Genomic DNA, 17771 nt, shown 5'->3' with positions numbered 1-17771 from the left:
AATCTATGTCTATTATGCTCTCCCTCGCTAAAGGATGCAACTTATCGTAACTTAACAAGCGGCTTTGCTAAGATCATTGAATCAACTCTTGCCCACTGCCATAAAATTAAGATCAGGATTAATGAGTAATTTTACTGAACAACAACCCTCTGCTGAAGCCGCTCAACTCAAATATGGCGAGCGAGAAATTGCTCAAGGAGAGTTATTTACTTTTCCCAATCCTCGTGTTGGTCGCCACTATCACATTCAGATTACTTTACCGGAGTATACCTGTAAATGTCCGTTTTCTGGCTATCCCGACTTTGCTACCATTTATTTGACTTATGTCCCTAATGAAAAAGTGGTGGAGTTAAAGGCAATTAAGTTATACATTAATAACTACCGTGATCGCTATATTTCTCATGAAGAGGCGATCAATCAGATTTTAGATGACTTTGTGGCTGCCTGCGATCCTTTAGAAGTCCAGATTAAGGGAGATTTTAACCCGCGCGGCAACGTCCACACCGTTATTGAAGTGAATTATAAAAAACCTCAGTAAATAGATGGCGTTAGGTTTCTAGGTGATAGAACTGAGCTATTACCTAGAAACCTGCTTTAGTATGGCAAATTTTCCTCGGGGAAAGTTAGCCTAAAGTCGTCGATTAATTCGTCAAGTTCTTCGATGGCTTGATTAACATCAATTCTTAGTGTACCTAAATCCGCTCTATCTAAAAGCCCAATCAAAAACTCTCGCTTGCTTTGGACTTGCCGAATTTGCTCAATAATCGTCACTTTATCCATTGTCAGATTTTCCTATTAGCACTAATTATAAAGTAACACGGGAGCGCGAAAACCCAGAGCCGAGCAAGAGTAGTCATTAAGTAACTATTGCCCACCGTAGGTTATAGTGTTGTTTATTCATAAGCTAGTTGTATCACTTGTTCTAGGTGGGGATAAATGTTACGTCAATTTTCCTTAGCTTCGTTGGGGTTAACTCTCGGTGGTATTTTAACTGTTGTTGGATTTATTGCTTATGCCACAGGCAATGCTACCCTGAATTTAGCAGGATTATTTTATGGTGTACCGATATTACTGGGCGGTTTAGCCCTAAAATCGGCTGAACTTAAACCGGTTCCTTATAGTCAGCCGCCTTCATCAGAAATTCTTGCCCTACGGGAGCAACAAGCTACTACTACCCAAAATCAAATTCGTAAAGATGTTACCCGCTATCGCTATGGACAACAAGCTCATTTAGATGAGTCTTTACAACGTTTGGGGTTAAGTCCTATTGATGAAGAAAGACCGGTATTAGTTAGTCTGCAAGAAACCTCGATCAATGGAGCTTATGCTCTTATTTTAGAATTTGAGTCTCCTTTTATTTCTCTCGAGCAGTGGCAAGAAAAACAAGAGAAGATAGAAAAGTTTTTTGGCCCGGGTATTCGCGCTCAAATTACCCAACCTGATGAAAAGCGTATTGATCTGGCTTTAATTACCGTTGTTGAAGCTCAAAACAGTTCCGTTTAATTGTCTGGTGGGCAACATGAACTAGATCTAATTTATCTAATGTCCTCATTTTTGCCCATCTGCCTAGGCCGTGCGGGACTTCACCAATTAATTATAGAGGCCAACCGGAGTAATCGCTCCGGTTTTTGGCTTGTAATCGGTAAGTATTGACTGAACTGAGGTTTATTAAAGAATTTTGTTCTGGTGCGAGATGTGAGCTTACTAATAAGGGCACAATCCTTAAACCCTCCTATTTTTTGAATGATTCAAATTGAATAAAATCTATAAATTGACCAACAGGGTCTAATTACCCTCTCTTATTTCAATTATTTCTATTGAATAAAATCTATAAATTGACCAACAGGGTCTAATTCCCCCCTCTTGTTTCAATTATTTCTATTGAATAGAATCTATATATTGACCAACAAGGTCTAATTCACTCGTTTTGTTTCAATTATTTCTATTGATTAAAATCTATATATTGACAAAATTCATTCTCTAACCTGATAATCATTAGTGTTAATCTATACTTATCGATTCAATCAAATTTTTCTTTGGTTGTGATCAATAAAAAGTTAAGATTTTTCTTAAGATGATGCTAAACTGAATAATCAAGTTAAGCCATTAACCAAATCAATTAAAAAACCTAGCAAGGAGTTCTCTAAAAAAAGCTTTAGAGATGCTGTAAATCAGTGCAAATAAAGCCTTAAGAGATTTTTACTTATAACAAATAAGAGTCATCTACCTGTATTCAATCTATCAGGAAGGAGGTTTTCATGTCTAATTTCTCTCAATATTCACGTCGGAAATTCTTATTAACGGCTTCTGCATCAGCAGCAGCAGCAGTATTTCTCAAAGGTTGTGTCGGAAATCCTCCTGACACCACTGGAGGAACAAGCGAAAAAGTCGAAGCGGCTAATCTCAGTGCTGATCAGCAGCCAGAAACCACCAAAATTAAATTAGGGTATATCCCCATTGTGGAATCTGCCCCTCTAATTGTTGCTAAAGAAAAAGGATTTTTTGCCAAATATGGGATGACCGACGTAGAAATCTCTAAACAAGCTAACTGGGCTTCGGCTAGAGACAACGTAGTCATCGGTGCTGAAGGTGGAGGGATTGACGGGGGTCAATGGCAGATGCCCATGCCTCACCTAATTACTGAAGGAATTATTACCAATGGTAGAAAAGTTCCCATGTATGTTTTAGCGCAGTTGGTGACTCATGGGAATGGGATAGCGATCTCTAAAGCACATTTAGGTAAAGACATTGGTGTAGATGTATCTAAAGCCGCCGACTATATCAAGAGTTTGCCCAAAACCCAAGGCAGAAAATTCAAAGCCGCTTATACCTTCCCCAATGCTAACCAAGATTTTTGGATTAGATATTGGTTAGCAGCCGGTGGTGTCGATCCCGATAAAGATATTGACTTATTAGCCGTTCCCCCGGCTGAAACCGTACAAGGGATGCGGAATGGAACGATGGATGCTTTCAGTACCGGTGACCCCTGGCCTTATCGAATCATTACCGAAGACATCGGTTACATGGCGGCTTTAACTCCTCAAATTTGGAAATATCACCCTGAAGAATATTTAGCCATTCGCGCTGACTGGGTAGACAAAAATCCCAAAGCTACCAAAGCCGTACTTAAAGCCATTATGGAAGCCCAACAATGGATCGATCAAGACCAAAATCGCGCCACCGTAGTCAAAATGGTTGCCGGACGTAGCTACTTTAATATCCCTGAAAAAATTCTCGAATCTCCCTACAAAGGATTCTACAAGATGGGGAACGGAAAACCCGATATTAAGAGTAAAGACGAAGGCCCCTTGTACTGGAAAGATGGCAAAGGTAACGTCTCCTATCCCTACAAGAGTCACGATCTCTGGTTTTTAACCGAAAGCATTCGTTGGGGTTTCCATAAAGACGCTATTCCCGATATTGATACAGCCAAAAAGATTGTAGACAAAGTTAATCGGGAGGACTTATGGATAGAAGCGGCTAAAGACGCTGGATTCTCCGATATTCCGACAAGTACCTCCAGAGGAGTTGAAACCTTCTTTGATGGTATTACATACGACCCAGAAAATCCAGAGGCTTATTTAAAGAGCCTAAAAATTAAAAAAGTTTAGTTATTAATCATTAGAGATTAATAGTCAATCAACAATCATTTCATTCACAAGCTTTTTAAAGAGGGAAAAAAAATGACAGCAACAGCAAGAATTCGCAAAAATGGTAATAGTAACAATGCTTTTTCCGACTTTTGGAAAAAGAACAAAGATAATATCATACCTCCTCTATTAGGAGTTGCGGGATTTTTATTAATATGGCAATTCATATCAACTATCGGATTAATTAAACTCCCCCCACCGAGCAGCCTTTGGACAGATGAAAGAACAAGAATACTCTTACTGTATCCCTTTTATGATCGGGGTGGATTAGATAAAGGATTATTCTGGCAAACCTTAGCGAGTTTAGGAAGAGTTGCACAAGGATATTCACTCGCAGCGATTATCGGAATTAGTGTAGGAATATTAGTCGGAACTCAACCCCTCATCAACAAAGCTTTAGACCCCATTTTCCAATTTTTACGAATGGTTGCGCCTTTAGCGTGGGTTCCCATCGCCTTAGTTGCCCTACAACAAAACCAACCGGCGGCAATCTTTGTTATCTTTATCACCTCAGTTTGGCCGATTTTAATTAACACCACAGAAGGCGTAAAACAAATACCCCAAGACTACATCAACGTTCAACAAGTCTTACAGTTATCCAATCAAAAATTCTTCTTCAAAATTTTATTACCCTCTGCACTTCCTTACATCTTCACCGGCTTAAGAATTGCGATCGGGTTGGCGTGGTTGGCAATTATCGCAGCAGAAATCGTCATGTCAGGTATTGTCGGAATTGGCTTCTTTATCTGGGACGCATACCAACAAAATTACATCAGTGAAATCATACTAGCCGTCATTTACATCGGAGCAGTAGGCTTAATCCTCGACCGTGCAATTGCTTACCTACAAAAAGTAATCGCTCCCGGCCAATAAAAACCACCTCACCAGAGTGCCCCTCTCCCACTCCGAGAGGGGAAAAAAAGAAAAACATATATCTCCATCTCTGTTCCTTTGCGACTTTGCGCCAAATAAAAATCAAGAGGATATAAAACATGGGTGTTTTTGTAGCAGTTGACAACATAGAAAAAATCTTCCCGCTAACCGGCGGCGGTGAATACGTAGCCCTAAAAGGCATCGATTTAGAAATCAAACAAGGTGAATTTATCTCTTTAATTGGTCACTCTGGTTGCGGTAAATCAACCCTATTAAACATGATTGCCGGACTCGATTTACCCACCGAAGGAATCGTCACCCTAGAGGGTCAACAAGTTAAAAAACCCGGACCCGACAAAATGGTGATTTTCCAAAACTACTCGCTCCTACCCTGGTTAACCGTGCGACAAAATATCGCTCTAGCAGTAGATGAAGTCATGAGTGGCTTACCCGCCGGCGAGAGAAAAGGAATTATTGAAGAACACATTGATTTAGTCGGATTACGCCACGCTGTTGATAAATATCCTGGTCAGCTATCAGGGGGGATGAAACAACGGGTCGCCATTGGTCGGGCCCTAGCCATTCGTCCTAAATTGCTCCTGTTAGATGAACCTTTTGGCGCATTAGATGCTTTAACCCGAGGCAATCTACAAGAACAATTAATGAGGATATGTGATGAATATCATATTACCTCGGTGATGGTAACTCACGATGTCGATGAAGCGGTTTTACTATCCGATAAAATCGTCATGCTGACCAACGGTCCAGGCTCAAAAATTGGCGGTATTTTAGAAGTGGATATACCCCGTCCTCGTCAGCGTATGGAAGTGGTCAATCATCCCAGTTACTACAGCTTAAGAAGTGAGATTATTTACTTCCTCAATCAACAGAAAAAGATTAAGAAATTAAGAGCCAAGAAAACCGCCGTTGTCGCTCGTCATGGACTGGAAAAAGTTAATCTAGAAATTGGTTTTGTCCCCCTGACCGCTTGCGCCCCCTTAGCCGTTGCTAAGGAGATGGGTTTCTTTGCTAAACATGGATTAGATGAAGTAAATTTAGTTCGTGAAACCAGTTGGCGAGGAATTGTCGATGGCCTTAAAGGCGGGTTTTTAGATGCCGCTCAAATGCCGGCCGGAATGCCCACTTGGTTGACAGCCGGAGGTCATCAAGACGAACCTTTACCTCTGGTCAGTGCTTTAACCATGACTCGCAATGGTAACGGAATTACTCTAGCCAAGAAATTTTATGAACAGGGCGTTCACACCGTCAGCCAACTCAAGCGGATGCTGCTAGAGTCCAAGGATAACCGTCATATTTTCGGTATGGTTCATCCTTCCTCAATGCACAATATTCTCTTACGTTACTGGTTAGCTTCTGGGGGAATTGATCCGGACCATGATGTGCATTTAGAAACCATTCCTCCGGCACAAATGGTGGTAGACCTTAAAGCAGGTACCATTGACGGTTATTGTGTGGGTGAACCTTGGAACCTTCGCGCGGCGATGGAAGGGGTAGGCTTTACGGTAGCTACAGATTTAGAGATATGGCAAGGACATCCCGGCAAAGTGTTAGGGGTTCGGGAAGACTGGGCTAATACTTATCCTAATACCCATATTGCTCTGGTTAAAGCACTATTAGAAGCCTGCCGCTACTGTAGCCAAGAAGCCCATCAGCAAGAAATTCGGGAAATATTAGCGACTCGCCAGTATTTAGCCACCAATGTCGACTACATTCAACTGGGTGATCCGAATCAATATAGCTGTAATTTGGAAAAACCCGTAGAATACGCTCATCATATGTTCTATGGGGAAGGAATGAACCGTCCGTCACGCACGGAACACCTTTGGATGATGACTCAGATGGCACGCTGGGGTCATATTCCTTTCCCGCGCAACTGGGTAGAAATTCTCGAACGGGTTTGTCGCGTCAGTGTGTTTAGTACCGCCGCGCGAGAATTAGGTTTAGGAGATATCAAATACCGTCGAGAACCGATCAAATTATTTGATAAGATCACCTTTGATGCAGAAGATCCGGTAGGTTATCTCAATAGTTTATCGATTAAACGAGATTTTACGATGGCAGAGGTACATTTAGATGCAGGGCGGACAACTATCCCTGTGTCTAGTGCCGCCTAACACAAGCATCAGTTTTTCCCCTGGTATCCCCCCACCCCCCCGAAGGGGGGAGAAGGAGAAAAGGTAGCCTAAAGTTTTCCCTCGGCAGAAAGGGGAAAGAACATTCATTACTCACTCGTTAATAACGGGTAAGTCTAGAGGCTATCAATCTGGTACTAGATTTCCTGCCGGGTTTGTTCTTTTCCCTTTTTTTTCCCATTCACCATTAGTTATACAATATTTAAGGATCAAGTCAATCATGCAAACAGTTAAACCTCAATCTTTACAATTCAAGGCTCAACAATCTTTTAACAAAGCTTTTGTCACGGTTGAAAATGTTTCTAAGGTTTATCCCACTCCCAAAGGTCCTTATACGGTTTTAGAAAATGTCAACTTAACGGTAGCTGAAGGCGAATTTATCTGTGTGATCGGTCACTCAGGTTGTGGTAAGTCTACTTTGTTAAATATGATCTCTGGGTTTGCCACCCCTACCACTGGTTCAGTAAGAGTTAATGGAAAACCGATCACTAAACCGGGCCCTGATCGCATGGTGGTTTTCCAAAACTACGCCCTTTTACCTTGGTTAAGTGTTTTTGAAAATGTTTATTTGGCAGTTGATGCGGTTTCTCCTAACAAGCGCGAAGCTGAAAAACGCGCCATTGTCAGAGAACATTTGGCGTTAGTAGGGTTGACTGAAGCGGCTGAGAAAAAACCCACTCAAATTTCTGGGGGGATGAAACAACGGGTTTCTATTGCCCGGGCGTTAGCGATTCGTCCTGAAGTGCTGATTTTAGATGAACCTTTTGGGGCGCTAGATGCTATTACCAAAGAAGAATTACAAGAAGAATTATTGAAAATTTGGAACGATCATCGCTGTACCGTGTTGATGATTACCCATGATATTGATGAAGCCCTCTTTTTAGCGGATCGTTTGGTAATGATGACTAACGGACCTCATGCAACCATCGGGGAAATTATGACAATTCCTTTCTCCCGCCCCAGAGACAGAGACCGCATTATGGAAGACCCTCAATATTACGATCTCCGCAATTATGCCCTAGATTTCCTCTATAACCGTTTTGCCCACGATGATGTAGCTTAATTTGAATTTTCATCTTAAATTTAGACCCTGCCCTCTGGTGGGGTTTATATTTTTTGGGATAAACTTGATAGTTCTCGATAAATTCAGTAAAATTACGGGATTAATATAGGGTTTAGAATAAATCAAGGTTAAAAACTCAGTGTTTCTACAGTCGGAGATTTTAACGCTTTAGCGTATGATATGACAGAGAATATTGCAAAAAAAATATTTGCTTTCTCACTCAATCATCAACGCTCAATAAAAATTAAAAATCTCATGAATTATTCGGAAATTATTGCTGTCACTACAGATTTCATGAAATATGAAGCTGTAAAAAGAAAAAAAGAAGCTCAAAAATTTTATGAAAAAACTGTGTTCATTAATCTAGCGACTTGTTTTTTAGGATATGTCGTTATGATTAAAATCGCAGCGATTCTTCCCGATAACTTCGCTTATTTTTCGATTTTTGATGTCATAATGTTCATTTTGTCAACCAGTTTTTTATCTATTTCTTTGTATTATCTGGGCACTTTATTACATGATTATATTCATGCTGAGCAATATTATTCAAAACGAGCTAATTTTGCGATGAAATATCTATTACCAATAGTTTTTCCTCTCAATGCTTCAGCCTATAGGTGGGGACATTTCAGTCATCATTCAAATACCAATAGATATGAAGAAAAGCTAGATACTTTACCTCCGTTTATCAATCAAAAAACTTTAGGGGCTTTTTGGTTAAACGTGATTATTCATTCATTTATGCTTTCTTTAATTCTCATTGTGCGTCTGATGATTAAACCATTTTTTATGGTTTCAGAAAAAACACAGCTTATTTATTTTAATTATATAAGTCCCATTGGTTTAGTTTCGCCCCAAGCATACTCCCTAAGAAAAAATTATAAAGAGTTTTCTAAAATTCTTATTGGCGACTCCATTACTTTAGGTTGTTTTCTGATCTTTTGGGAAATGTCTAAATTATCGATGATGTTTATATTTATGTATCTTTTTACTCTGGTAATTACCGCTTCTTGTATTGCGTTTCGGACTCTGGTCGACCATGCCCTTATTAATGTTAAAGGCCAAGAAGGTGCAATGAAAGCCAATTTTTATTTTACTTCTAATTTTTCAGAAAAATATTTTTGGTATGCGGGATTTGCCACTTACCATCTACTTCATCACATAAATTCTAGTATTCCTAATTATTTTTGTAAAGAAGTGAATGACATTCTGTGTCAGCAATTTCCCGAATATCACAAGCTACATGAAAAACGTAATAATCTAAGGCTTATCATCAGAGATTTCTTTTCAAAAAATATACAAGAGGCTGATCTCCTCAATATTTAAGCTCAATATTGAGAAAAAAAAGCCGAGTTTTTTTAGACGATTAATGGCCCTTAGTTTCCTTTTTTTCAACCTCTTGTTTTTGAGCCGTAAATTTTACCACTTCCTGATTGTTATCAAGATTTAATTGACCTGTTAAAGTCTTATTTTGTAACGACGCTTGAAGGGTTACGGCTTCGGCTTTACACTCAGGAAACTGGGAAAGAGATCCCGATAAATCTATCTGTTGGTTGTTCCATTTACCGTTAAGAAAAGGGGTTTCTTCTGCTAAAGTTTCTGGGGATTTTTCCGAAGATTGAGGGAGAATTTGCCCGCGCAAATAAATGCCGGATTGCTGAATCATTAAGTTCAAACCTTGGGATTTAAAACAAGCTGGTAAACTTTCCGTTTCTAAAGGATAAAGACCATCCAGAGAAGGAGGTGCTTTTAAATTCGTTTCCCCATAGGCGCTGACGACTTTAAATAAAATAACCACTGTCGTGATAGCAACGCCGTAAAAAGTGAGAGATTTAGCACTAAAGTGACTCATGATTAATAGGGATTTTAAATGTTAAAACCGATGTTTTTTTAGACATTCTGAGCCAGAGTTAAAACAGAACCCAGGTGAGAACGAACCTTGAGATGACAACGAGTAATCAGTAAAGACGAGTGACATTCAACCGCTAATTGATCAGTATAACGGCCTAAAGTGTGTCGTTCTATGCCCCATTCTCTGGTAGTGCCGGCAATGGTTAAATCAGCATCAGCAGAAGCTTTAATCGCTGCTTGAATCGTTTCCCCAGTTTGAATCAGTTGGATTTTAATACGTGAGCGCACGTTGCCGGGTAACTGTTCTATAATTTGGCCTAATTCATAGCTAATTTCTCCTTCTGTTTGAGAAGTGTCTATCACTGGCAAAATAGTTAAATAACTCGACTCATTATTAACGGTTAATCTTAAGGCTAGTTCTAAAGCCAAATCATCATGAACATTAGCCACATAAGGCACTAAAATTCGATTAAATTGCTGTTGTCCTCGGTCCACAAAAACCCCCACATCGACCGGTGCTTGAGTCAAGATTTGACCGACTCTTCCTCCTAAACGGTTGCTGCTAAAAGTAGGACGATGCCATCCCATAATAATTAAATCAGCACGATCAAGTAAAGCAATTTGAGCGGTTTCTCGAGCAACATCTGCCGTCACTCTGACAATGGGTTGAATGTAGTGGCTACCAATTGATAAATTTAATTGTTCGATCAGTTCTTGAATTCCTTGGCGGCGTTCTTGGATCAGACGTTCAGCTTCAACCGGGCTACTTTCAAAAGCGTATTCTTCATCGAGTTGAACTAAACTCAGGGGATGCACCACAGCCGGAGAATTGGTTCCGGCTAAAGCTATCGCTAATTGTAATAATCCTCGTTGGGTACTGGGATTAGCCATCGGCACGAGAATGCGATAATTCGGCTGAAGTTCTTCCTCACTGGGTTCAACCACATCTAATTTAATCAGTCGTTTGGGGTATGTCCACTCTAATAGCGGCGAAGTCATAAAGGTGGTTACCAAGGCCATAATGACTAACATGGTAAACATAAGCGGCGAGATCACCCCTAAACTTAAACCGATATTGAGTACAATCAGTTCTGTTAAGCCGCGAGTATTCATCAACCATCCCAGCGCGGATGCTTCTCGATGTTCAACGCCAGAAAATCTTGCGGCAATATAGGTTCCTACATACTTTCCGATAATTGCAACTGCTAAAACCGCTAGACATAATAGCCATAATTCAGGACGGTTTAATAACCCCACTTGAGTCCTTAAGCCGCTATAGGCAAAAAATACCGGCAACAAGAAAATGAGAATAAAGTCCTCGGTTTTTTCGGCTAGTTCTCGAGTTAATCCCGCATTTTTCGGCATAACTGCCCCAAGTAAGAAGGCCCCAAAAATTAAATGAATGCCGATTATTTCTGTAATTAAAGCCGAAGCAACCACAGCCATATAAATCACGGCTAACATCACCTGAGTTAAGCGGCCAGTACGAGTGTAGTATTTAGCGAATTTTTGCAGCCATTTTCGTCCCACTGTCATCATCAAGGTGATATAAATGGCAGAATAGATGATAGTGGGTAAAGCTCCTATCATACTACCACTGCGGGTTACAGCGATCGCTACAGCTAACAAGCACCAAGCCGTCACATCATCCACCGCCGCACAAGTTAAGGCTAAAGTTCCTAGGCGGGTTTTTTGTAGGTTATTCTCGGTAATAATTCTAGCCAGTACAGGAAAGGCTGTAATCGACATTGCCGCCCCTAAGAACATGGCAAAAGCCGTAAAAGAAACGCCAGAATTAGAGACTAGGGGATAGAGAATTAACGAGAGAAAACTGCCTAGGACAAAAGGCACTAAAATACTGACGTGAGAGATTAAAATCGCAATATCTAAGTTTCCTTTCAGATATTTCGGATTCAGTTCTAAGCCAATTAAGAACATAAAAAAGATCAGTCCCACCTCAGAGAGGACTTCTAAGTAGGGAATTGCCTCAGCCGGGAAGAAAGCACCAGCCAAATGAGGAGCGATTAACCCAAATAGAGAAGGACCTAACATAATCCCCGCGACAATTTCCCCAATTACTTGAGGTTGTTTGAGCCAACGAAAGGCTAAACCCATCAGTCGGGAGAGTCCGATAACAACTAAGACTTGTGCAAGGACAAGAATGGCGATCTTCATACCAATGATGATTGAGCAAGGATGAATTGATTCAATTTAGCATTTATTTTTGGGGGTTTTCCCTGTTCCTAATTATCTCTTAGGCATTTCTTCTCTTGTTGACCTTGAAAAGATGAAAAAACCCTGCGCTGGGCAGGGCGGGTTGGCAAGATGCCAATTATAGCAAATAATCATTGTATTTAAACTGTCCCCTACACCCTACCCCCTACACCCTTGTCTTTGGTCAACTACGAACCGCTTGGATTCTTGATATCCTAGATCATATAAAAGCTCATTAAATGATCGGATGGAATATTATTATGCCAGAACGTCCTAATCTGCCTGATCTTAGCTCTTTGGTTCAAAAGGCGGTTTTTTTGGGGATTGGAATCGCTGATTATGCGGCAGAAAAAGCTAGAGTTAACTTAAGAGACTTACGGGAGCAAGCCCGCAAATTGGCTGAGGAAATGGTGGCCAGGGGCGAGATGAATATGGAGGAAGCCCGTAAATACGTTGATGAGATTGTTCAACAGGCCACTCAACAGCAGGCCCATCAACCCACTGAAAACGAACGCAAAGAACCTCGTCGTATTGAAATTGTCTCTGATGATGATGAAGAATCCACCAGCCCACAAGGGGAAAATGTTGATGAGTTACGAAAACAAGTTGAATCTTTAACTGAAGAACTCAAGCGATTGAAAAGGGAATGACTTTTCGCCGCTTAGTTTTATAATGGAGTAAATTAATATCGCCTTTAAAAGACGATCTGTACTCCCTATTAGCTACTACATATATAGCAAAGAATCGATGGAAGACTGGCAAAAAGAGTTCTGGCTTATTTTAGAAACGGCGACCAAGGAAGTCGAGCATTTTTTTACTGATGTTGGCCAGGTAATAGAGGAGTTTTTTGAACAGGTACAGGATGAAATCTCGGCTGATTTTGAGGAGTTGGTTGAGGAGTTATTTGCCCCTCTTGTTGATAGTTATCTCGAACAAGAAAATATTATTGCTGAAAATTTCTATGATGAAGAAGCTGATTTATTAATTAATCCTAAATTAGAACCTAGTGCTGAACATCATCCTGCTTGTATCGGATGCCATCATTATCATGGGCGATTGTACGCTGGCAATTTATTAGTTTGTGGGATGCACCCCTATGGATGGGATGATGAGCATTGTCCCGATTGGCAAGCATTGCAGCAGTAGTTCTCGCTTTAAAATATAAAGGGTGGAGATTTTTACATTCTCCACCAGAAATACGAGATTTTGACAATTTTTAAATGACTCATTAACAATCCTACAATCGTCAAGATAAATTTATGAATCAGCTTCTCTAGTTTGATAGGGTTCACCCTCAAAAGGTTGGACTCCTATTTCAGGATATTGATCATCATTAGGTCCAAAAATTCTAGCAAATCCTTCGGCTAAATATTGAACTAAATCTTGTACACTTTTAGCAATATTCATAATCCTCTCTCCTACTTAAATCGGTTATTTTTTCCCTATAGAGAAGAACCTTGCTTAATTTCTTCTCTACTTTGATTATCTAATATCCCTCAATAATTTACTCACTCTCGCAATATTTATTGAAGAATTGTTGTATTACTTTGTTTTTTTGGTAACCTTTTTATACTTTTGCAAAGTTGTCTATATTTTTGTATCTTTCATGGAAAATTTTCTCAATTTTTTGCGGTTTCTCTGAGCAAAATTCCCTTTTTTTATTAAGAAGTAAATTATACCTATGATGCACAGCCCCGTCAATTTAGTACATTTTTATTATTTCGGCGTTTAGGCAATAGCACTCACCTCAATTTTCGCTGATGAAATGCTTTTGAAGATTTAACAGTTTAGTCAAATCTTCTTTTACAAATATTATCATAGAGGCGAAATTATTCTCTGAATATCCCCAAGTTTTCCACAATCTTTTCTAAATTTTCCACAGTTATTCGGTTGTTTTCCACAAGCAAGACGGATAAGTTAAGGCTTCACAGATAAACAGTGGATTTTATTTTTTGGGAAAAGCGTCCTTTAGGATGAGAAGATTTAGTTAAGTTGAGTAACAAAAAACTCGCTCTATCCCTGATTGTTTCGTTAAACTAAAATTTTCTTGAAGAGTGTTTTTACATTTCGTTACCTTGACAACCTTTAAGCTCTGAAGGAGAATAGTTAATCTAGCAGATATGGTTAATCAGTTAGCGTTTTGCGGCAGCCTTTGAAAACGTTAAGCTGAAAAATTTGTGCGTCTAGGAAACTAGAAGGAAAAACCCTATGGAAACTTATCAAATTAGTTTAGTTACTGAAATCCCGGCTCCTTTACATCAGTCTTTGCAAAATTATTTAAATTCTCATCCTGATTCTGATCAAGATAAAGTTTTTACTGAAGCTTTATCCCTATTTTTTAAAGAGCAAAACAAACTTCAAGAAAAATCGAAAATAATTATGATTTAAAGATTTTTTCTCCTGTTTAACTGACTTTAACTCGGGGAGAAATATAACTCCTTTTTGACTCATCAGCAATCACCTTAACGGTACAGGGAGCAAACATAAAGCTCCTTTCTCCGAGCCAAATGATTTGACCATCTATGGCTTGAGTACAGCCTGATATCCAATCGATTACTCGTTGAGTTTTAGCAAGATTTAACTGTTCAAGGTTTACAATAACCGTTTGCCTTTCTCGAAGAATGTCAATCACTTCTGTTACTTCTTCTAGATGGCTGAGGTAAAAAACGCTTAGCTCAGATTGTGTTGCCCGCATAGTTATTGTTTTGAGTTTACAGAGGAGTGAGGTAGATAATGTTTATGTACTATATTGGGGGGACAAATGTCAAGATATTAACTTCTTACACCTCTGTTGCTAAATTTTGGTAGTTATTTATACAGAAATATAGTAAACTCTCCGAGTAAATTAATAGGTTTGTCATCAAACAATCACAAGCTTTTTCCTCGTAACTTCTGATACAAAGTGAGAGCAATGCTTAAAATAATCTAGAAATATAAGTCCCTTCTCTGGCTTTGGCAATTTCAAGCCGAAGAAAGACATTATTAATCACTCATTATGAAAGTTGAAAATTCTGCTCCTCACAAAGTTGTAATTGTTGGTGGTGGATTTGGTGGTCTTTATGCAGCCCAAAAACTTGCTAAAGCACCTGTTCAAGTCACCCTCATTGATAAACGAAACTTTCATGTGTTTCAGCCGCTACTTTACCAAGTGGCAACTGGCGGCTTATCCCCTGCTGATATTTCTTCACCTTTACGATCACTTCTAAAAGATAATAAAAATACTGAAGTCTTAATGGGGGAAGTCACCAAAATAGATCCCGAGCGGCAAACCGTCAAACTGCGCTACAGAGAAATCAGCTATGATTCCTTAATTCTAGCCACAGGTGTGACTCATCAATATTTTGGTAAAGATTGGTCTGAGAAAGCCCCTGGACTGAAAACCATAGAAGATGCCATCGAAATGCGGCGACGAGTTTTTATTGCCTTTGAAACGGCTGAAAAAGAACTCAACCCCGAAAAACGCAAAGAATGGTTAACCTTTGTCTTGGTTGGCGGAGGGTCTGCCGGAGTCGAGTTAGCCGGAGCCTTGGGAGAACTGGCTCACGGTACTTTAAAAGAAGACTTCCGTCATATCAAAACGTCTGATGCAAGAATCATTCTCGTACACAGTTCAGAACATATACTGCCCACTTACCCACCCGAGTTATCTAAGAAAGCGAAAGCCTCTTTAGAACGCTTGGGAGTAACGGTAAAAACCGGCACCAGAGTCATAGACATTACCGACAATGGTATCACCCTCAAAACCGGCGATAACTTAGAACAAATTCAGGCGCGAACCGTTCTCTGGGCCGCAGGCATGAAAGCTTCTGCGATGGCGAATCTTGTTGCCGAAGCGACCGAAGCAGAACTCGATAAGTCCGGACGAGTCAAAGTCACCCCCAATTTTCATGTGCCCAAGTATGACAATATTTTTGTCATTGGTGATTTGGCTTACTACGATCACATCAAGGGTAAACCTTTACCCGGTGTTGCTCCCGTAGCCATGCAACAAGGACAGTATGTAGCTCGTCTCATCCAAAGCCGCCTGAAAGGAAAAACCCTAGAACCTTTCCGATATATTGACTGGGGTAACTTGTCAGTAATTGGCAAACACGCCGCCGTTGTGGATGTTAAAGGCATCAAATTGTCGGGTTTCTTAGCTTGGTTATTCTGGTTGTTTATTCACGTCTTTTACTTGCTGGAATTTGACAACAAGTTAATTGTCATGGTGCAGTGGGCTTGGAGTTATTTTACCAATAATAAAGGCGCTCGTCTGATCACTACCCCAGGAGAACAGCCGATGATTCAGTATGAAGACAGCAACACCGCCTACAATGGCCTCGCCAATGGAAAACAAGACCCTGTAGCGCAAACTGTCACTGTCCAATAATTTCTGCTTAACCCAAAAGGTTTGATAATTTCTCCCATGTAGAGACGTTGCATCCAGCGTCTCTATAAGTCTTTCATGGTTGTGAAAAAAAATCAAAATCTAATTTATTTTAAATATGATTAAAGTGTTTCCTAATTAATTGAAATACACCTCAATTATTCCCTGTTGCCTGACAAATAACTCTTTTTAAGGAAGAGGGTTGCTTTTGTGATAAAAGTTATCCCCAATCACTTCCACCATATCTCCAGGACGCAGTAAAGGGTAGATACATAACATCCGACGATTCCAAACATAAAAGGCAGTCACAAAATCAGGACAACGGATTTGATAGGTCGTCTTTTCCAGTAAACTACATTCACATTCTGTCGGCAGAAGTAGAGACAGTAGGTATAAAGTTGGATGTTGAGTAACTTGTTGCATAGCTAAAAAGTTGGAGATTATAAAATAAATATTTTATCCTCAAAAGTGAACCCATGAGCGTCTAATTGGCTTAAAAGTAAAATTTTTATTAAAATAATTTTTCGAGCGGCTTAATAAGTAAAAAAACTCAATCTCTAACCCTTCTCCCTTAAGAGGGAATTAGCTTGAGACTTAAAAAGGTTAAATTCTTTCTTTAGCCAGATGATTTTGAATAGAAAATTCTGTAAGATTTCATCAAAAAGAGAAACCCTTGCAAGATCTATAAACTGATCAAAAAATGAAACTCAGAGTAATTATAAAACTGCTAAAAGAAACTTTTCAAGAATGGCAAGATGATAATGCTTCTCGTTTAGCGGCTTCCTTAGCTTACTACACAATTATTTCTTTAGCTCCATTATTAATTCTCGTGATTGCTATTGCTGGGGCAGTGTTTGGGGAAGAAGCCGCCCGAGGTGAAATTGTTTATCAAATTAAGGGTTTAGTAGGACTAGAAGGAGCAAAAGTCATAGAAACAGCTATCGAAAATTCTAGTAAACCTGAGCTTAGGAATATGGCTTCTTTAATCAGTATAGGAGTGCTGATTTTTGGGGCTTCTGGGGTATTTGCAGAACTTCAAGATGCTCTCAATTTTATTTGGGAAATAAAAGCTAAACCCGGACAAGGATTAGTCAGCTTTATTAGAAAACGTATCTTATCTTTTTCGGCTATCTTGGGCATCGGTTTTTTACTTTTAGTCTCCTTAGTCATCAGTGCTATTTTAGCAGCTTTAAATACTTATTTTAACTATCTCTTTCCGGGACTAAACTTTGTTTGGCAATTGGTTAATTTTGTGGTTTCCTTTGCGGTAATTACCTTATTATTTGCTTTCATGTTTAAATATTTACCCGATGCGAAAATCGGCTGGCGCGATGTGGGAATGGGCGCTATTCTAACCTCTTTGCTGTTTTCCATCGGTAAACAGGCCCTAGGACTTTACTTAGGAGGAGGCAGTTTTGGCTCAACCTATGGGGCGGCTGGTTCATTAGTAGTCATTTTAGTTTGGGTTTATTATTCTGCTCAGATTTTGTTTTTTGGGGCTGAATTTACTCAGGTATATGCTCGAAAATATGGTTCAAAAATTATTCCTGATAAACACGCAATTGCTATGAATAAAAAATAATTTCACCCCTAAACTAAAA

18 protein-coding genes are annotated in these 17771 nt (G+C 39.6%); 12 read left to right on the top strand and 6 right to left on the bottom strand.

Features of this window, described 5'->3' with window-relative positions; genetic code table 11:
- Window positions 1–121: 121 nt before the first annotated feature.
- Window positions 122–538, top strand: a complete 417-nt coding sequence (queF, locus tag CYAN7822_RS08550) for a preQ(1) synthase (RefSeq protein WP_013321850.1) — start codon at window positions 122–124, stop codon at window positions 536–538.
- Between the two features lie 56 nt (window positions 539–594).
- On the opposite strand, the gene CYAN7822_RS08545 is transcribed toward queF, so the two are convergent.
- Entirely contained in the window at window positions 595–780 is a 186-nt protein-coding gene (locus CYAN7822_RS08545; RefSeq protein ID WP_013321849.1) for a hypothetical protein, read from the bottom strand.
- Between the two features lie 156 nt (window positions 781–936).
- On the opposite strand from CYAN7822_RS08545, the gene CYAN7822_RS08540 reads away from it, so the two are divergent.
- From CYAN7822_RS08540 to CYAN7822_RS08515, 6 genes are all read left to right on the top strand, one after another.
- Window positions 937–1503 carry a DUF2854 domain-containing protein gene (locus CYAN7822_RS08540; RefSeq protein ID WP_013321848.1) on the top strand — a complete coding sequence of 189 codons (567 nt, stop codon included), beginning with the start codon at window positions 937–939 and terminating at the stop codon, window positions 1501–1503.
- Between the two features lie 755 nt (window positions 1504–2258).
- Entirely contained in the window at window positions 2259–3611 is a 1353-nt protein-coding gene (locus CYAN7822_RS08535; RefSeq protein ID WP_013321847.1) for a CmpA/NrtA family ABC transporter substrate-binding protein, read from the top strand.
- Window positions 3612–3683: 72 nt separating this feature from the next.
- The gene (gene ntrB, locus CYAN7822_RS08530; RefSeq protein WP_013321846.1) at window positions 3684–4523 is read left to right on the top strand and encodes a nitrate ABC transporter permease; all 840 of its coding nucleotides are present in this window, start codon (window positions 3684–3686) and stop codon (window positions 4521–4523) included.
- A gap of 119 nt (window positions 4524–4642) precedes the next feature.
- A complete protein-coding gene (locus tag CYAN7822_RS08525; RefSeq protein ID WP_013321845.1) occupies window positions 4643–6658 on the top strand; it encodes an ABC transporter ATP-binding/substrate-binding protein in 2016 nt (671 codons plus the stop codon).
- Between the two features lie 238 nt (window positions 6659–6896).
- Window positions 6897–7739: a nitrate ABC transporter ATP-binding protein gene (locus CYAN7822_RS08520; protein ID WP_013321844.1), complete on the top strand. Its 843-nt coding sequence runs from the start codon at window positions 6897–6899 to the stop codon at window positions 7737–7739.
- Window positions 7740–7919: 180 nt separating this feature from the next.
- Window positions 7920–9065: a fatty acid desaturase gene (locus tag CYAN7822_RS08515; RefSeq protein WP_013321843.1), complete on the top strand. Its 1146-nt coding sequence runs from the start codon at window positions 7920–7922 to the stop codon at window positions 9063–9065.
- A gap of 40 nt (window positions 9066–9105) precedes the next feature.
- On the opposite strand, the gene CYAN7822_RS08510 is transcribed toward CYAN7822_RS08515, so the two are convergent.
- Both CYAN7822_RS08510 and CYAN7822_RS08505 read right to left on the bottom strand, forming a co-directional pair.
- Complete coding sequence (locus CYAN7822_RS08510; protein WP_013321842.1) at window positions 9106–9591, bottom strand: hypothetical protein; 486 nt, start codon at window positions 9589–9591, stop codon at window positions 9106–9108.
- A 38-nt stretch (window positions 9592–9629) separates the two neighbouring features.
- Window positions 9630–11765, bottom strand: coding sequence for a cation:proton antiporter (locus CYAN7822_RS08505; RefSeq protein WP_013321841.1), 2136 nt, complete (start codon window positions 11763–11765; stop codon window positions 9630–9632).
- Window positions 11766–12082: 317 nt separating this feature from the next.
- On the opposite strand from CYAN7822_RS08505, the gene CYAN7822_RS08500 reads away from it, so the two are divergent.
- Together CYAN7822_RS08500 and CYAN7822_RS08495 are read left to right on the top strand one after the other, a co-directional pair.
- On the top strand, window positions 12083–12454 hold the full coding sequence (locus CYAN7822_RS08500; protein ID WP_041933598.1) for a hypothetical protein: 372 nt from the start codon (window positions 12083–12085) through the stop codon (window positions 12452–12454).
- A 97-nt stretch (window positions 12455–12551) separates the two neighbouring features.
- Window positions 12552–12950 carry a hypothetical protein gene (locus tag CYAN7822_RS08495; protein WP_013321839.1) on the top strand — a complete coding sequence of 133 codons (399 nt, stop codon included), beginning with the start codon at window positions 12552–12554 and terminating at the stop codon, window positions 12948–12950.
- Window positions 12951–13061: 111 nt separating this feature from the next.
- Here CYAN7822_RS08495 and CYAN7822_RS08490 read toward each other — a convergent pair whose 3' ends face one another.
- The gene (locus CYAN7822_RS08490; RefSeq protein ID WP_013321838.1) at window positions 13062–13211 is read right to left on the bottom strand and encodes a hypothetical protein; all 150 of its coding nucleotides are present in this window, start codon (window positions 13209–13211) and stop codon (window positions 13062–13064) included.
- Between the two features lie 801 nt (window positions 13212–14012).
- On the opposite strand from CYAN7822_RS08490, the gene CYAN7822_RS08485 reads away from it, so the two are divergent.
- Entirely contained in the window at window positions 14013–14192 is a 180-nt protein-coding gene (locus CYAN7822_RS08485; RefSeq protein WP_013321837.1) for a DUF2811 domain-containing protein, read from the top strand.
- Between the two features lie 16 nt (window positions 14193–14208).
- Here the strand turns inward: CYAN7822_RS08485 and CYAN7822_RS08480 are convergent, their stop codons facing one another.
- A complete protein-coding gene (locus CYAN7822_RS08480) occupies window positions 14209–14499 on the bottom strand; it encodes a cell division protein SepF (RefSeq protein ID WP_013321836.1) in 291 nt (96 codons plus the stop codon).
- Window positions 14500–14799: 300 nt separating this feature from the next.
- Here CYAN7822_RS08480 and CYAN7822_RS08475 point away from each other — a divergent pair, with 300 nt between their 5' ends.
- Entirely contained in the window at window positions 14800–16173 is a 1374-nt protein-coding gene (locus CYAN7822_RS08475) for an NAD(P)/FAD-dependent oxidoreductase (protein WP_013321835.1), read from the top strand.
- 186 nt (window positions 16174–16359) lie between these two features.
- Here the strand turns inward: CYAN7822_RS08475 and CYAN7822_RS08470 are convergent, their stop codons facing one another.
- Window positions 16360–16593, bottom strand: coding sequence for a hypothetical protein (locus CYAN7822_RS08470; RefSeq protein ID WP_013321834.1), 234 nt, complete (start codon window positions 16591–16593; stop codon window positions 16360–16362).
- A gap of 277 nt (window positions 16594–16870) precedes the next feature.
- On the opposite strand from CYAN7822_RS08470, the gene CYAN7822_RS08465 reads away from it, so the two are divergent.
- The gene (locus tag CYAN7822_RS08465; protein WP_013321833.1) at window positions 16871–17752 is read left to right on the top strand and encodes a YihY/virulence factor BrkB family protein; all 882 of its coding nucleotides are present in this window, start codon (window positions 16871–16873) and stop codon (window positions 17750–17752) included.
- Window positions 17753–17771: the final 19 nt, after the last annotated feature.

Source organism: Gloeothece verrucosa PCC 7822 (assembly GCF_000147335.1).
GTDB lineage: Bacteria > Cyanobacteriota > Cyanobacteriia > Cyanobacteriales > Microcystaceae > Gloeothece > Gloeothece verrucosa.
This window is presented reverse-complemented; position numbering and strand designations above follow the sequence as displayed.